The sequence below is a fragment of the Flavobacterium pectinovorum genome, assembly GCF_900142715.1.
Classification (GTDB): domain Bacteria; phylum Bacteroidota; class Bacteroidia; order Flavobacteriales; family Flavobacteriaceae; genus Flavobacterium; species Flavobacterium pectinovorum.
In genome coordinates this window covers 101,397-117,019 of the sequence record NZ_FRBX01000004.1, presented here as the reverse complement: position 1 = coordinate 117,019, position 15,623 = coordinate 101,397, and the positions used below count along the sequence as shown (strand labels likewise).

19 protein-coding genes are annotated in these 15,623 nt (G+C 33.8%); 5 read left to right on the top strand and 14 right to left on the bottom strand.

Features of this window, described 5'->3' with window-relative positions; all coding sequences use genetic code 11:
* The first annotated feature begins 21 nt into the window (after nucleotides 1–21).
* Together BUE22_RS14145 and BUE22_RS14140 are read left to right on the top strand one after the other, a co-directional pair.
* Entirely contained in the window at nucleotides 22–771 is a 750-nt protein-coding gene (locus tag BUE22_RS14145; protein WP_042565824.1) for an MlaE family ABC transporter permease, read from the top strand.
* A complete protein-coding gene (locus tag BUE22_RS14140) occupies nucleotides 768–1,532 on the top strand; it encodes an ABC transporter ATP-binding protein (protein ID WP_042565823.1) in 765 nt (254 codons plus the stop codon). Before BUE22_RS14145 ends, BUE22_RS14140 begins: the two co-directional genes overlap by 4 nt.
* Nucleotides 1,533–1,674: 142 nt before the next feature.
* Here the strand turns inward: BUE22_RS14140 and BUE22_RS14135 are convergent, their stop codons facing one another.
* The 12 genes from BUE22_RS14135 to BUE22_RS14080 all read right to left on the bottom strand — a co-directional run bounded on the left by BUE22_RS14135 (nucleotide 1,675) and on the right by BUE22_RS14080 (nucleotide 10,414).
* Entirely contained in the window at nucleotides 1,675–2,277 is a 603-nt protein-coding gene (locus BUE22_RS14135) for a SprT-like domain-containing protein (protein ID WP_073395671.1), read from the bottom strand.
* A gap of 66 nt (nucleotides 2,278–2,343) precedes the next feature.
* On the bottom strand, nucleotides 2,344–3,021 hold the full coding sequence (locus BUE22_RS14130; protein WP_073395668.1) for an SDR family NAD(P)-dependent oxidoreductase: 678 nt from the start codon (nucleotides 3,019–3,021) through the stop codon (nucleotides 2,344–2,346).
* Between the two features lie 37 nt (nucleotides 3,022–3,058).
* Nucleotides 3,059–4,030, bottom strand: coding sequence for a M20/M25/M40 family metallo-hydrolase (locus BUE22_RS14125; RefSeq protein WP_073395665.1), 972 nt, complete (start codon nucleotides 4,028–4,030; stop codon nucleotides 3,059–3,061).
* A gap of 25 nt (nucleotides 4,031–4,055) precedes the next feature.
* Entirely contained in the window at nucleotides 4,056–4,712 is a 657-nt protein-coding gene (locus BUE22_RS14120; protein WP_073395661.1) for a hypothetical protein, read from the bottom strand.
* 2 nt (nucleotides 4,713–4,714) lie between these two features.
* Entirely contained in the window at nucleotides 4,715–5,749 is a 1,035-nt protein-coding gene (locus BUE22_RS14115) for an ATP-grasp domain-containing protein (protein ID WP_073395658.1), read from the bottom strand.
* 10 nt (nucleotides 5,750–5,759) lie between these two features.
* Nucleotides 5,760–6,470 (bottom strand): NRDE family protein, encoded by a 711-nt coding sequence (locus tag BUE22_RS14110; protein WP_073395656.1) that lies wholly within the window; start codon nucleotides 6,468–6,470, stop codon nucleotides 5,760–5,762.
* Complete coding sequence (locus BUE22_RS14105; protein ID WP_042565815.1) at nucleotides 6,458–6,946, bottom strand: DinB family protein; 489 nt, start codon at nucleotides 6,944–6,946, stop codon at nucleotides 6,458–6,460. The genes BUE22_RS14110 and BUE22_RS14105 overlap by 13 nt, the downstream gene beginning before the upstream one ends.
* Nucleotides 6,947–6,948: 2 nt before the next feature.
* Entirely contained in the window at nucleotides 6,949–7,335 is a 387-nt protein-coding gene (locus BUE22_RS14100; protein ID WP_073396691.1) for a DoxX family protein, read from the bottom strand.
* A gap of 8 nt (nucleotides 7,336–7,343) precedes the next feature.
* Nucleotides 7,344–7,802, bottom strand: a complete 459-nt coding sequence (locus BUE22_RS14095; protein WP_073395653.1) for a YHS domain-containing (seleno)protein — start codon at nucleotides 7,800–7,802, stop codon at nucleotides 7,344–7,346.
* A gap of 6 nt (nucleotides 7,803–7,808) precedes the next feature.
* Entirely contained in the window at nucleotides 7,809–8,405 is a 597-nt protein-coding gene (locus tag BUE22_RS14090; RefSeq protein ID WP_073395650.1) for a peroxiredoxin-like family protein, read from the bottom strand.
* A gap of 89 nt (nucleotides 8,406–8,494) precedes the next feature.
* Entirely contained in the window at nucleotides 8,495–9,172 is a 678-nt protein-coding gene (locus BUE22_RS14085; protein ID WP_073395647.1) for a Crp/Fnr family transcriptional regulator, read from the bottom strand.
* A gap of 99 nt (nucleotides 9,173–9,271) precedes the next feature.
* Entirely contained in the window at nucleotides 9,272–10,414 is a 1,143-nt protein-coding gene (locus BUE22_RS14080) for an acyl-CoA dehydrogenase family protein (RefSeq protein ID WP_042565810.1), read from the bottom strand.
* 464 nt (nucleotides 10,415–10,878) lie between these two features.
* On the opposite strand from BUE22_RS14080, the gene BUE22_RS14075 reads away from it, so the two are divergent.
* The 3 genes from BUE22_RS14075 to BUE22_RS14065 all read left to right on the top strand — a co-directional run bounded on the left by BUE22_RS14075 (nucleotide 10,879) and on the right by BUE22_RS14065 (nucleotide 14,143).
* Nucleotides 10,879–11,454, top strand: a complete 576-nt coding sequence (locus BUE22_RS14075) for a chalcone isomerase family protein (protein WP_042565809.1) — start codon at nucleotides 10,879–10,881, stop codon at nucleotides 11,452–11,454.
* Between the two features lie 147 nt (nucleotides 11,455–11,601).
* Entirely contained in the window at nucleotides 11,602–12,828 is a 1,227-nt protein-coding gene (locus tag BUE22_RS14070) for a Glu/Leu/Phe/Val dehydrogenase dimerization domain-containing protein (RefSeq protein WP_073395644.1), read from the top strand.
* Nucleotides 12,829–13,240: 412 nt separating this feature from the next.
* On the top strand, nucleotides 13,241–14,143 hold the full coding sequence (locus BUE22_RS14065; RefSeq protein WP_073395640.1) for an energy transducer TonB: 903 nt from the start codon (nucleotides 13,241–13,243) through the stop codon (nucleotides 14,141–14,143).
* A 380-nt stretch (nucleotides 14,144–14,523) separates the two neighbouring features.
* Here BUE22_RS14065 and BUE22_RS14060 read toward each other — a convergent pair whose 3' ends face one another.
* Nucleotides 14,524–14,919 carry an ExbD/TolR family protein gene (locus BUE22_RS14060; RefSeq protein WP_073395636.1) on the bottom strand — a complete coding sequence of 132 codons (396 nt, stop codon included), beginning with the start codon at nucleotides 14,917–14,919 and terminating at the stop codon, nucleotides 14,524–14,526.
* A gap of 3 nt (nucleotides 14,920–14,922) precedes the next feature.
* Nucleotides 14,923–15,618, bottom strand: coding sequence for a MotA/TolQ/ExbB proton channel family protein (locus BUE22_RS14055; RefSeq protein WP_042565805.1), 696 nt, complete (start codon nucleotides 15,616–15,618; stop codon nucleotides 14,923–14,925).
* Nucleotides 15,619–15,623 lie beyond the last annotated feature (5 nt).

The following is a 15,623-nucleotide window of genomic DNA, read 5'->3' as shown; positions in this document are numbered from 1 at the left end:
TAGCCAATATTTGTAAAACTTATGATGCTAATTCGTTACTTATCTCAGATAGGAAGATATTTTTTAATGCTAAAAGAAATTTTTAATAAACAGACAAAATGGTCTGTTATGAGAAATTTAATTTTCAAAGAAATCGATGATTTGATTATCGACTCACTAGGTATCGTTTGTTTTATCTCTTTCTTCGTAGGAGGAGTTGTTGCCATTCAGACCGCACTAAACTTAACAAATCCGTTAATTCCAAAATATTTAATTGGTTTTGCTACACGTCAATCTGTAATTTTAGAGTTTGCCCCTACTTTTATTTCGGTTATTATGGCCGGAAAAATGGGTTCGTTCATCACATCAAGTATTGGTACAATGCGTGTTACAGAACAAATTGATGCTTTAGAAGTAATGGGTGTAAATTCATTAAACTATTTAGTTTTCCCTAAAATTATTGCTTTGCTATTGTATCCATTTGTTATTGGTATCAGTATGTTTTTGGGAATTTTTGGAGGATGGCTTGCCGGAGTTTACGGAGGTTTTACAACAAGTGCCGCTTTTATTGATGGTGCACAAATGGAATTTATTCCGTTTCATATTGTTTATGCCTTTATCAAAACGCTAATTTTCGCAATGTTATTGGCAACAATCCCATCTTTTCATGGTTATTATATGAAAGGTGGAGCACTAGAGGTTGGTAAAGCCAGTACAGTTTCATTTGTTTGGACGTCGGTTTGTATCATTCTTTTTAATTATATACTAACACAATTGTTACTAGGATCATGATAGAAGTAAAAAATTTAGAAAAATCATTTGGAGATAGCAAAGTTCTAAAAGGGGTTTCGACAGTTTTTGAAACTGGAAAAACCAACTTAATTATTGGACAAAGTGGATCCGGAAAAACAGTTTTATTAAAAAGTTTATTAGGAATTCATACACCTGATTCTGGAACTATTGAATTTGACGGACGAGTTTATGCTGATTTAGATCCGGATGAAAAAAGAGAATTAAGAACTGAAATTGGAATGGTTTTTCAGGGAAGTGCCTTATTTGATTCGATGACTGTTGAAGAGAACGTTGCTTTTCCTCTAAAAATGTTTACCAACGATAATAGAGCAAAAATCAAAGAACGTGTTGATTTTGTTTTGGAAAGAGTTAATCTAGTTGATGCTCATAGAAAATTACCTTCAGAAATTTCAGGAGGTATGCAAAAACGTGTGGCTATTGCCCGTGCTATTGTAAACAATCCGAAATATTTGTTTTGTGATGAACCAAACTCTGGTTTAGATCCAAATACTTCAACTTTGATTGATAATCTGATTCAGGAAATCACTAAAGAATATAATATTACCACCGTAATTAATACGCACGATATGAACTCGGTTATGGAAATTGGTGAGAATATCGTATTCCTTAAAAAAGGTTTAAAAGCGTGGCAGGGAACCAAAGAAGAAATCTTTAGAACAGACAATAAAGATATTGTGAAGTTTGTTTACTCTTCGAACCTGTTTAAGAAAGTAAGAGAAGCATATTTGAGAGAAGGGTAAACTTTTTCAAATTCCAATATACAGGAAATTCCAAAAAATAAATCCCAAATTCCAAAACTAAGCAAGTTGGAATTTGGGATTTTCCTTTATAATTGGAATTTCCCCACAAGTTTGGAATTTGGATTTTTTTTTATTGGAATTTCTACTTGATGTTGATCAATTCAACCTCAGCATTTGGATTAAAAAGATAGGTTCTTCCTGAGCTTATTTCGATGCATTCAAAACGTTTTGTTCTCACGGCAAGTTTCTTGAATATTTTTCCGTTTTTAATTCTGAAAACACTTCCGTATGGAATCTCAAAAACATAGTTTTTATCGTTTTCCTTGTCGTATTGTTTTAAAGCCAGAGACAAAGTGGTATCGGTATCACTACTTGCTGTAGGATTCTTAAAATGACGCGCTAATAACGGTAATAATTGTCCCGGGAAAATCTCTGGACGAATAAAGGGAACCATTAATCTTTGAAAAGTAAATTTCCATTCGTCGCCGTGCGGTTTTATATTTCGCCCAAACTTTTCAAAAGCAACTAAATGGGCAATCTCATGAATTAACGTTATTAAAAACCGATATTTATTTAAACTCGAATTTACTGTAATTTCATGTTTCCCGGTATGTCCACGCCTATAATCGCCATGACGCGTTAGTCGCTCATTTACGATTTTCAAATGAACCTGATTGGCAACAATCAGTTCAAATGCAGGCTTTACAGCATGTTCCGGTAAATATTTAGCTAAGGTTTCGTTCAATTTTTTGAGTTAAATGTTATTCGTAAGAAGTTAAAAGTTTATTCGTTCAAAATTGGAATTTATAATTTAAGGATTCGTCGAAGAAACTTCCAAAACCTTCCCATTAAAATATTTATTTCCGTTTAAGGTAAAATCATAAATATAAGTTGCCATTCCTTCAGCAGAAATTGGCGCCTGATAACCTGGGAAAGCTTCATTTAACATTTCTGTCTGAACTGAACCTAAAGCCAGAACATTAAACGAAATTCCTTTTTCTTTGTATTCTTCGGCTAATAATTCAGTTAAAGTAATTACGGCCCCTTTGCTTGAACTGTAAGCTGCCAATCCGGCAAATTTAAGACTTCCCCTAACGCCGCCAATTGAACTTATGGTTACAACGTGGCTTCCGCTTTGAAGATAAGGCAAACAGATCCTCGTAAGATTTGCAACTCCAAAAACATTCACTTTATAAATACTTTCAAAATCAGCTTGCGTTGTTTCTGCAAATGGTTTTAATAATAAAGCCCCGGCATTATGCACAACGGCATCAACTTTTTTCCATGTTGAAGAAAGAAAATCTTCAACAACAGCCAAAGCCGATTCGTTTGCCAAATCAACTGAAAGACAAGTTATATTTTGATGTTGTAAAAGTGCCTGAGGTGTATTTCTCGAGATAGCCAAAACCTGATGACCTGCATTGGCAAACTGCAAAGCCAATTCGTAACCAATTCCCCTACTCGTTCCGGTAACAATAATATTTTTCATGTGGCAAAAATAAGCAATCCAACAAAAAGAGTAATTATTATTTCATTGTAATTTCCTCTGTTGGAGTATCTGCCATTTTGGTAACAGCGGGTAAAAATTCCTGAATAAAAGCGGTCATATGTGGAATATCCATTAGTTTAAATTCATCTGAAACATGATGATAGAATTCGAAATTTTCAAAATCAAAAGTACTTATCGATTGACATGGTTTTTTGAATGCTTCATAAAAAGAGAAATTGTCAGATCTGTAAAACAATTTATACTCTGCTTCTTTTGGTAAAAAACCAATTGTATTTTTCCCTGTATATTGGTTTATTTTCTCTGCCATGTTTGACTTATCAAAACCAGTTATGTATGCCAAATAATCGCGTTTCATTGGAACTCCAATCATTTCGATATTCAATTGTGCATATAAATTAAAATCCTGTGCTTTTAGTTTTTGAGCTAAACTTTTAGAACCCAAAAGTCCTTTTTCTTCTCCGGCAAAAAACACAACCAAAATACTTCGCTTATTCGATTTTGTTTCTGTAAAATATTTTGCCATTTGAGCCACAGCCGTTACGCCCGAAGCATCATCATTTGCTCCATTATTTACAACATCATCTTGTTTCTTTTTCTCTAAACCAATATGATCGTAGTGTGCGCTTAAAACCACAAACTCTTTTTTAAGTACGGGATCTGTTCCTTCAATAACCCCAACGATATTAAAAGCCGGCAATTTAAAATTGGTAAGTGTATCGCGATAGGTTTTAAAATACGGTTTTACGTTATTCTTTTTTAAGAAATCTTCCAAAAATACTGCTGCTTTTTCTATTCCTCTGGTTCCGGTTTCGCGGCCTTCTAATTCATCTGAAGAAAGATATTTTAAAAAATCCGAAACCTCAGTTTCCTGAACCTTGTATGTTATTTCAATTGGTTTGGATGCTTCTTTTGAAGATTTATCGCCTACTGTAGTATTCGATTTACATGCCAACAAAACAAATGGAAGAAGAAAGTATAGTTTTTTCATGGATGAAGAGTTTTAGCTTTAGAAACTAAATCCCTAAAGCAGATGATTTAAAATATTTTTTATACACTTTAAATACCTGAATACTCCCCAATAGAATGAAAAACAACGGAATAAAAACAGGCATTACATACTTTGAAAATGGGTTGGTTTTTTGAAAAATGGTTTGCAATGTTACTATCAAACTCAACATTCCTAAAAAAACACCAATTAAAGTTCCTGCAATATAATAATATTTTAGCTGTTTTTCGGTTGCAATATATTTTCCATTAATTAAATATAGATTCCAACTCGTCCAGAATGGCAGTTGTAGAAAATTAAAACAATTTAAAATTACGCCAATTACAAACGGTGAATACATCAAAAATTGATTTATATGATTATTTGCAAGTGTCGTTTGATTGGAATTTGAATAAAATAAGTAAGCCAGAACAAACATAAACCCGACGGCAAAAAAATCAATAATTTTCATTAATTTTTTACTGTTAACCAATTGTCTGGCAAAAAGCAACGTAAAATAAACCACAAAAGTTTCAACGAAAATAACTCCGAATAAAAATAAAACTAAATGATGAAAGCCCGATCTTGAATAAATCTCTAATCCGGCGAGATTTAAATATCCAAGCGGAATTGAACCGATGAAACTCACCAGAAAACCAACACAGATATTTTTTAATCTTTTCATTTTTAAAAATTTACAATCTTATTATTCTGGGCAAGATGCAGTTTATATTCCCGCATTCCTACTTTATAATCTAAATACGGAACGCCCATTTTATGATTCACAACGCTTATTTCATACATATAGGTAATATGTCTGGCGAGTTCTTTCCAGGCAAACCAAACGGAATGTTTGGGATCATAAATATGTGTTGGTTCGCTCGCGGCGCCGTTAAGTTCTACAATTAAAAAGTTTTCTCCTCTTTCTAATTCTTCAAAAGTGTTGTACATAATATCAAAACGCCCGAAGTAAAACTCTGGAATTTGAGTTGCAATATTATCTATCATTGCGGTTAATTTTGGTGTAATCAAATCGCTTCCATCCAAGAATTTAGCACCGCGTGCATGATTGCCAAACGGAACCAGGTTTATACTTTCATCCTTTTTTAAAACTCGTTTCAATTGATCTCCGTATTGTTCTTTTAAAGTTTCAAACTGAAATTTAAACCGAGGTGTTTTATGAATTAAATCTTCAATTGATGAAACGCCATCACCTTTTACAATTAAAAATTCTTTAGAAACGATTCCGGTAATTTTTCCTTTCTTTTGATGTGGATGGCGTACGTAAAAAACGCCAACTTCATTTTTAAACGGAATCAAATCCTGTAATAAAAAATCGAAATTTGCTTTTTCTGCGTAGTTTTTTAATTCAGAAACTGTTTTTATTTTTTTTACACCAGAACCTCGCAAACCAATATCCGGTTTTGCAATCAATGGAAAATAGATTCCTTTTTCGACAACGGTTTCTATTATCTTTTTCAAATCTGTATTTTCCTTAATCAATATAGTTTTAGGATAATATTTTTTGGGCAATAAATCGTAAATCTGTTTTTTGCTTTCCATCATAAATCCTCCATTTTTAATTTTCGGATTTGAGGCATTAAAGAAAAAAATAGATCTTGCTTTGATGGCATAATAAGCCCAAAGAAAATAAATAGGAATGTACAAAACCTGAAATGGCCAATATTCCCAATTGGTGATTTTATGAAAAAATAGCTTCATGATTACTTTATTAAATACTAATAAATGTTGTTGAAAAATCCTCTGCACTAATCAAATCATAATGTCTCATAATACCTTTGTTTTGTTCTATTGTAACTTGTGTAATACTCAATGTTTTTAAAACATTCTGTCTGTTTATTACTAAACCATTTTCGGCATCATCATCTTGTGTATTTCGATGAAAACGGAACATATCCTGTGGTGAAATTTCACTTTTATCTTTTAAAAACTGCGTGAACCAATCAGAGCGTTTTTTCCTGATTTCGCCTGGATATAAAGTAACCGACGACCAAATATGATTTTTATTTTGGTCTAACTTCCTCATTCTTTTTACGAAACCGTCCCAGATAAGTTCATATAATTTTTCTTCCTGATACAAAACCAATGTAAATGGTTCGATATTTTCAAGGTTAATCTGAGTCCAAAAATCTTTGGGAGAATGGCTGTACATCATATCCAGGGCAATTAATCCGCGGCTTTTCCTATAGGAGAAAGCCGCTTTATGTTTTTCCAAACCTCCATTTAAAAGCACTAAAACCGTCTTATCCGCATCAACAGCAAACCAGGTTCCTCCTGCTTTTGGATCTTTGGGATATATAACATTTTTTCCATTTTGATTGTAATTTTTTGGTGCGATTGCACCTGGCCGAACAACTTGTTCATCACGGTTCGAAGTAATCATTACAACTCCATTATTATTTACAAAACTTACTGTACACATTGTTTTCTATATTCTATTGTAGAGCGTGCAACTCCAAAATTCTCGTGTACCATAACATTTTTATATTGTAGAACAGCCACTTTTATCAAAGCCTGATGATGAATGCAATGTTCCAGATTGTATAATAATTCCCTATAATAATTGGTCTGAATTCGCATCGTAAGTCCATCAATAAACTGCTCCAGATAAAGTATTTTATTTTCGCTTTTCAAACTTCTTTTTATTTCAAAAATGCATTGTTTTGCGTAATCTGTTTCTGTTTGAATTTGTATATTTCTTTCTCTTTGATCATAATTTAAAACTCCTGAATCATAGCTTTTATCAAGACATTGAAACATTTCAAGAATATGTCTGGTGTGTTCTCCAATACTTGAATTACTTAATGCTTCACATGGTTTTGAATAATCATGATCTGATAGCTGACCTAATAAATTAATTAGCTCATCTAAACTGCGATGTATCGATTTTATCAACATAATTATTTCGCTTTTAAAAGGTTAAAAAAATTATTTCTACTCAGATTAATTAATTCTATGCAACTCAATAACACGATCAATGCCAATACAAAAAGTAATCCTCCGTCGTTTTCAACCGCTATTCCTAAAACAAATAAATGCGAGAGAATAGCACCACTCATAATTCCGCAGGCTAATAAAGCGCCCATCCAGGTTGTTTTTGGTATTAAGATTAAAATGGCGGCAATTAATTCGGCAATTCCCGAACCAATTCTTCCGTAAGGTTCCATTCCTAATTTGGAGAAAATGTAGACACTTTCTTCGGCTCCGCTGAATTTAAAAAATAGTGTCTGCAATAAAATAGCTGCGGCGACAATTCTTAAAAACCAAACTAATTTTTTCCTTTTCATGATTTCTTTCATTTATAAAATTTCTTCCAGTTATTATCTGCTTTCGATTTTAAATTACTCTCATCTTTATTCCAGCTTTTCAATGTATTATTTAAATAAGCGTTGTAATACAAATAGAGTTTTCCGTCAATAATTTTAAAAGTCTCGGGGTTTATTTCGACTTTTTCTCCGGCGCTTCCCATTGCGTAAGCGCACCAACCGCCATATTGAGGTTCATATTTGGAAGGATTTTTTACAAAAGCATCTTTGTTTTCGTTAGATGAAAATTTATAAATCACTCCCTGATAGTTGGCTGCTATTTCTTTTTTGCCTTTTACAGCTTTTCCCACATTAAAATAGGCAACGGGATCGTAACCCAGAATAGCAACTTTGTTTTCTAAATTATATTGGGCAATGCGTTTCGAATCGTTTTGAGCAAATGAAGCAATTGAAACAAATAGTAATACGAATAATGTTAGCTTTTTCATCTTAGTTTATTTTAAATTTTTTAATACAGAAATCAATAATTCAGATGAAATCCGATGTTTAAAATCTGGTGAAATATATTCGAATAAAATGTCACTATCAGCATTTACCACAAAAACAGAAGGAACAGGTAAAAAACTCGTATTCATTCCATTAGAATATACGTTAATTGTTGATTTATAGTTTTCAGGAGCTTCAAAAGCAATTCCTGCCGCTTTTATCAAATCTCCTTTTGAGTCAGAAAGCAAAGTGTATTTTACTTTATCTTTTTCTGCTGTAATTTTTAAGTTTTCGGGAGTATCAGGACTTATTGCAATAATTTGATATCCTAAATCAAGAATTTGTTTTTCGGCTTCAGCCAAAGCAGAAAGATGCATATTGCAATACGGACACCAGCCGCCGCGGTAAAAAACCAAAATGGTCTTTTTGTTTTTAAATAAATCAGAAAGCTGAACAGCTGCATTTTCAGCTGTCTTTAAAGTAATATCCGGAATTTTTTCTCCTATTAACAGCGGAGCAATATCATTCGCAGTTTTAGGCACTGCGGTTTGAGCATTAGCAAAGAAACTTATTGTTGCCAAAAGCATAAAGAGTAGTTTTTTCATAGTTTTACATTTATCATTTATTGATGATGTAAAACTACTTTACTATGAAAAAACAAAATGTCGGCTAATTTACACTTAGCTTAAAATAATTATAATTTGGTAATATCCTGAATCACAATCTCGCTTCTGCTATAATGTAAAAGCTGATTATTTTCCATTTCATTTAATAACTGAGTCGCCGTTTGTCTTGAAGTACAAATAATTTGCGCGATATCTGTTTGGGTTAGATAATTTTCGATGGCCACCATATTTCCTTTTCGAACGCCTTCTTTCTCGGCCCAGTCTTTTAGAAATTGGTACATTCTGGTTTTGGCATCTTTAGAAATTAAATTAGCATAGCTATTTTTGATACGCTTCATTTTTAAACCAACAAATTTGGTATATGAAAGTGCCAATGATGGATTTCGAAGTAATAAATCTTCAAAGTCTGACATCAAAAAACTGCAAATAGCAACATCGTCAGAAAGTACTTTGGCATATTCTTCGACTTTATCATCGGTTTCCAGAGTTAATTCGCCAAACAAATCTCCCTTTTGGATAATATCTTTTATGGTTTCATTGCCATCTTCGTCAATAGCCACAATTTTGATGTTTCCTTTTTTCAATAAAAATATACGCGGAACATCCGAAGAGGAAAAATAAATAATCTCGCCTTTTGATGCTTTTTTAAAACCTGTAATAATGCACAATTGTTTAATTTGTGAAAAACTCAACGTTCTAAACAATTTATGATCACGCAAATACCAATATTTTAAATCTTCGTACATAAAAATACTTTTTGTAAATGTAGCAAAATTAAAAAGCAAACAAAAAAACCCTTTCGAAGCCAAAGCCTGAAAGGGTTTATAATATATTTTGAAGGAAATTTATCCCGCAATCACTGATCTTGAAATTACAATTTTCTGAATTTCAGAAGTTCCTTCGTAAATCTGAGTGATTTTTGCGTCACGCATAAAACGTTCAACGTGATATTCTTTTACATAGCCATTTCCACCGTGAATCTGAACAGCCTCTACAGCTGTATCCATTGCAACCTGCGAAGCAAATAATTTTGCCATCGCACCACTTACATCATAGTTTTTGTGCTGGTCTTTGTCCCAAGCTGCTTTCATACATAAATGACGCGCCGCTTCGATATTTACTGCCATGTCTGCCAATTTAAAAGCAATTGCCTGATGGTTGCAGATTTCTGTTCCAAAAGCTTTTCTTTCTTTCGAATATTTTAATGCCAGTTCATAAGCTCCAGATGCAATCCCTAAAGCCTGAGAAGCAATTCCGATACGTCCGCCTGCAAGTGTTTTCATTGCAAATTTAAATCCAAAACCATCTTCGCCAATTCTGTTTTCTTTTGGAACTTTTACATCATTAAACATTAAAGAGTGTGTATCAGAACCACGAATTCCCATTTTTTGTTCTTTTGGACCAACCGAAAAACCAGGCATATCTTTGGTCATAATCAACGCATTGATTCCTTTGTGTTTTTTCTCAGCATGTGTTTGGGCAATTACTAAATAAACAGATGCTGTATTTCCGTTCGTAATCCAGTTTTTTGTTCCGTTTACCAAATAATGGTCGCCCATATCAATAGCAGTTGTTTTTTGCGAAGTGGCATCACTCCCCGCTTCCGGCTCGCTTAAACAGAAAGCTCCGTGTATTTCACCTGAAGCTAATCCCGGTAAATATTTTTGTTTTTGTTCTTCTGTTCCAAATTCTTGTAAACCCCAGCAAACTAATGAGTTATTAACAGACATTACTACAGAAGCCGAAGCATCAACTTTTGAAATTTCTTCCATTGCAATTACATACGAAATTGTGTCTAAACCGCTTCCGCCGTATTTAGGATCAACCATCATTCCCATGAATCCCAGTTGTCCCATTTTTTTTACTTGTTCTGTTGGAAAAATTTGTTTTTCATCGCGTTCGATAACTCCCGCCAACAATTCGTTTTGGGCAAAATCTCTCGCAGCTTGTTGAATCATTAAATGTTCTTCGGTAAGATTGAAATCCATAGTGTCGTTTATTTTTTGTTTTTGCTAAACCAAAATTAAAAATAGTAGTTCGGCTAGTGGTTTTTTTGTGTTTTTGAATTGCTTTTTCTTCACCTGAATAAAGGCTTCCAAAGATAATTTTTAAAGTCGAATTAACAATGCGTGCATATAATTTTAAGATATTAGCAAGAATCACGATAACGTTTTCGTGATTATATTGAATTTTAGTCTCTATAACGTGAAATTTGCAACATTTTCTTCAAAATTTAAGAATTAAGTTATCGATAAAAAATTAGTAATTATAAAGGTTTAAATAATTCAGGATGCAAAAAAACCAAAAGCCATAAAACCACGTATATGTACGTAAAACAAGTCTTACTAATTTGATTATGAATAAACTAGATCAAAAAAAATAATTTCAATATGTTAAAAAATCGGAAAATTAACATTAATTTTGCCTAAAAAAAATAAACTATCGATAGAGTATGAAAAAGATTTTACTATTATTTGCATTCATTTTAAGCCTTCAGTTTTCAACAGTTTCTGCACAAACTCACCTTGAGGTAAACGGCGTTACTGTACCTAGAAAAATTGAATTTCAAAACAAAACTTTACAGCTTAATGGCGCAGGCGGAAGATCTAAAATGTGGTTAGAAGTTTATGTTCAGGCTTTGTATTTATCTCAATTAAGCCAGGATCCGAAATTCATTATTGACAGCGATACTGAAATGGCGATTCGAATTGAAATTACCTCATCAATGGTTTCTTCAAACAAACTGACGAAAGCGATGAATGCAGGTTTTGAAAAATCTGCCGGAAGCAATTTTGAGGAATTAAAACCGAGAATTGAAGATTTTAAAAAATTATTAAGTGATGTAATTACAGAAAAAGATGTTTTTGTTTTGGCATACAATCCTTTTGATCAAACGATCAACGTAATTAAAAATGATGTTGTAAAAGGAAAAATTCCCGGGTTTGATTTCAAAAAAGCATTATTCGGAATCTGGTTATCTGACAAACCGGTTGACGATACATTAAAAAAACATTTATTGGGGCAATAATTTAATTCCCCTGAATTATATAAATATCAAAGCCGAAAACTATTACGTTTTCGGCTTTTTTATTTTGTTGAATAAAATTGCTCTACAATACATTATTCGCATTATTCTATTTTATACTTTTACGCAAAATAAACATATCTTAACAAAATGAAAGATTTATTACAGCAATTTGAAAATAAGGAACCTGAAATTGTTTTTAACTGGAAAGATTCTGAAACAGAAGCCGAAGGTTGGACAGTAATTAATTCACTTCGTGGAGGAGCCGCGGGTGGTGGAACAAGAATGAGAAAAGGTTTGGATATGAACGAAGTTTTATCACTGGCCAAAACCATGGAAGTAAAATTCTCGGTTTCAGGTCCTGCAATTGGCGGTGCTAAATCCGGAATTAATTTTGACCCAAACGATCCTCGTAAAAAAGGAGTTTTACAACGTTGGTACAAAGCAGTTTCGCCTTTATTAAAAAGTTACTACGGAACTGGTGGAGATTTGAACGTGGATGAAATTCACGAGGTGATCCCAATGACAGAAGAATGTGGTGTGTGGCACCCGCAGGAAGGTGTTTTTAACGGACATTTTAAACCAACAGAAGCTGATAAAATCAATAGAATTGGTCAATTACGTCAGGGTGTAATTAAGGTAATCGAAAATCCTAAATTTTCACCGGATGTAACCAGAAAATATACTGTTGCCGATATGATTACAGGTTACGGTGTTGCCGAAGCTGTTCGTCATTTCTACGCAACTTACGGCGGAGAAATTAAAGGTAAAAAAGCAATTGTACAGGGCTTTGGAAACGTAGGTTCTGCAGCTGCTTTCTATTTAGCCGAAATGGGCGCAAAAGTTATCGGAATTATTGATCGCGACGGAGGATTAATTAAAGAAGAAGGTTTTTCTTTTGAAGAAATCAGAACTTTATTCTTAAACAAAGACGGAAACAAATTAGTTGCCGATAATATGATTCCGTTTGAGGAAATCAACTCTAAAATATGGACCATTGGTGCTGAAATTTTCACGCCTTGTGCTGCTTCAAGATTGGTACAACAAACTCAAATTGACAGCTTAATTGCAAACGGATTAGAAGTGATTTCATGTGGAGCCAATGTTCCTTTTGCAGATAAGGAAATTTTCTTCGGATCGATCATGGAAGAAGTGGACCGTAAAGTAAGCTTGATTCCTGATTTTATTTCAAACTGCGGAATGGCACGCGTTTTTGCTTATTTCATGGAGAAAAAAGTGCAAATGACAGATGAGGCGATCTTCAACGATACTTCAGAAATTATTAAAAATGCGATTGTTAAGGCTCATGCTTTAAATCCGTCAAAAACAAATATTAGTGCAACGGCTTTTGAGATTGCATTGAAACAATTAGTATAATTTTTTTATACTTTATTTCTAAGCGGGCTAAATTTGTTTTTAGCTCGCTTTTTTTATTTAACGGCAAAGCACGAAGGTTTACGCAAGGAACGCTAAGAAAAACGTTAAAGCTTTGCGAACTTCCCTTGAGAATCAACTTAAACTAAACTTCATGAACTTTGCGAAAAAACTTTGCAAACTCTGCGGTAAAATTTAGCTCAAAGATTTCACGCAGATTTAAATGGATTTAAGCAGATTTACACAGATCTATATTTATTTTTCAATCAACAATAATTTAAAATCTGCTCAAATCTGCCAAATCTGCGTGCAAAAAAACCTCAGCCCATAAAATCCGGCTCAGCCTTTGATTGTAAACAATTTTTAGTACTTTTAAACGTTTTTATTAAATACATTACAAAAATTCAGAATCAAAATGAGTTCCACAGATTCTTCAGATAAAAAGAAATCATTATTACTCACCACGGCGATATATGCGGTAATAATACTATTGCTGTTTTTTATACGTTTTTGGCCTCCATACAATCCGGAGAACAACGCAGCGCTTGCAGAAGGCGGTGGCGGTGGCGGCGTGACTATAAACTTTGGAGACAGCGATGTAGGATCAGGAGCCAATTATAAAAGTGAAGTTCTTGACGTTAAAAATGAAGCGAAAGCAACGCCTGCAAAAGCAACTCCTGAAGAAGCCATTATTACTCAGGAAAACACAGCAGATGACGATAATGATGTCGTTATTCCCGTAAAGAAAAAACCTAAAAAACCTGTTCCTGTTGAAAAACCGGAAACAAAACCTGTACCTCAAAAACCAAAAGTTTCTAATTCTACAAACGATGCTTTATCAAGTATTTTAAAAGGATCAAACAAAGGCGGAGACGGAGACGATAAAGCAGCAGGAAATAAAGGAAAAGCAAACGGAAGTTTAGGCTCTAACGGCTATTACGGCACTGGAGGTTCTGGTGGTGGAACTGGCGGAGGAAACGGTACCGGAAACGGCATTGGTACCGGAAGCGGTTACGGAGCCGGAAGCGGCGGTGGTTCTGGTGGCGGATCTGGATATTCGTTAGGAAACCGAAAAGCGTTATCGAAACCTGCACCAAAATATACGTGTAACGAAGAAGGAAAAGTTGTTGTTGAAGTTACAGTCGACCAAAACGGAAAAACAATAAGCGCAAGACCAGGAATAAAAGGAACAACCAATACAGCAAGCTGTTTGCTAGATCAGGCAAAAATTGCTGCTATGAATACCAAATGGGATGCTGATAGTAATGCTCCTGCAAAACAGATCGGTAAGATTATTTATAATTTTAGCTTGAATTAAAACACGAATTTCACGGATTTTCACGAATTATATGGGTAATAAAAAGGCTTTCTGAAAATTTCAGAAAGCCTTTTTTGTGTGTTTTTATTTCACCAGTATGTCATTTCGACGGAGGAGAAATCACATCCAGAGAGCGACGTACTGTGTGTCTTCACTTTATGTGATTTCTCCCTTCGGTCGAAATGACATACTTTATGGCTACTTTTTCTTTAATCTTTAATCTTTACTCTTTCTTCTATACTCTATGCTCTCTTTTTTCCGCGTGAGGGAAGCTGGCTACCGAAGTAGCGCGGATAGCCCGACCGCAATAAAAAAATGGGCGAATCAACGCAATGCTGATTGGCCCATTTTTTTATTGTGGTCACGCCCTAATGATAAATCTATTTCGGACTCGTAGCAATTACAAATTTCAAATTGTTCTTTACTCCAATTTGCAATACATCGACTAAATCCTGAACCTGCAAATTAAACGGGATTCTTACTACAACGGTTTGTTGTTTGTCTGCTCCTATTTTTGCCATCAAACTCGTTTCCAGTTCTTCAAATTCAACTGGCTGTTTGTCGATGTAGAACTTTTTATCTTCTGTAACTGATAAACTGATTAATTGTTTATTGGTTTTTTCATTTGATTTCGCTTTTGGCAATGTCATTTTAATAACATTAGGATTTGCAAGCGTTGATATAATTAAGAAAAACAACAGCAAGAAAAACATAATATCACTAAGTGAGGAAGTCGCCACTTCGGCATGAAATCTTCTTTTTCTTTTAATAGACATAGTTTATGCTCTTTGAATTATATTGACAAATTCTAATATTTGTTTCTGAATTTTCAAGGCAAAATCATCAATTTTTCCGTTCAATAAGTGGTACGCGCTATACGCAATAATACCCACAATTAATCCGGAACCTGAACTGATCATTTTTTCGTATAAACCTCCGGAAATGTTTCCGATACTAATATTTTCGGTTACAGAAATACTGTAGAAAATCTTGATAACCCCAGAAATTGTTCCAATAAAACCTAATGTTGGTGCAATACCGGCAATAAGTCCCAGGTGACCTAAATGTCTTTCCATTTCGCCAATTTCGATATCGGCAGCACGGTCCATGTTGGATTCGATTTCGGCAATTGGTCTTCCAATTACTAAAACGCCTTCTTTTAAAATATTTCCTGCAGCTGTATTGCTTCTTTCTACAATTGTTCTCGCTAATTCTATGTTTCCTGCATTTAATTTATCGGCAACATCCTGCATTAATCTTGCATCAATTTTCGATGCTTTGCTGATATACATATAACGTTCAAAAATGACATAAATCGTGTAAAAAAGTAAAATGGCAATTGGTATTAAGAAAAAACCTCCTTTTAAGATAAATCCTAAAACAGAGATTTCGGTATTTGGTGCAATTTTTTCGATAACTACGTTAGATGCAGCGTTTGCGATAGTATCTGCTTGTAATTGAATGAAGCTAAACATATTTT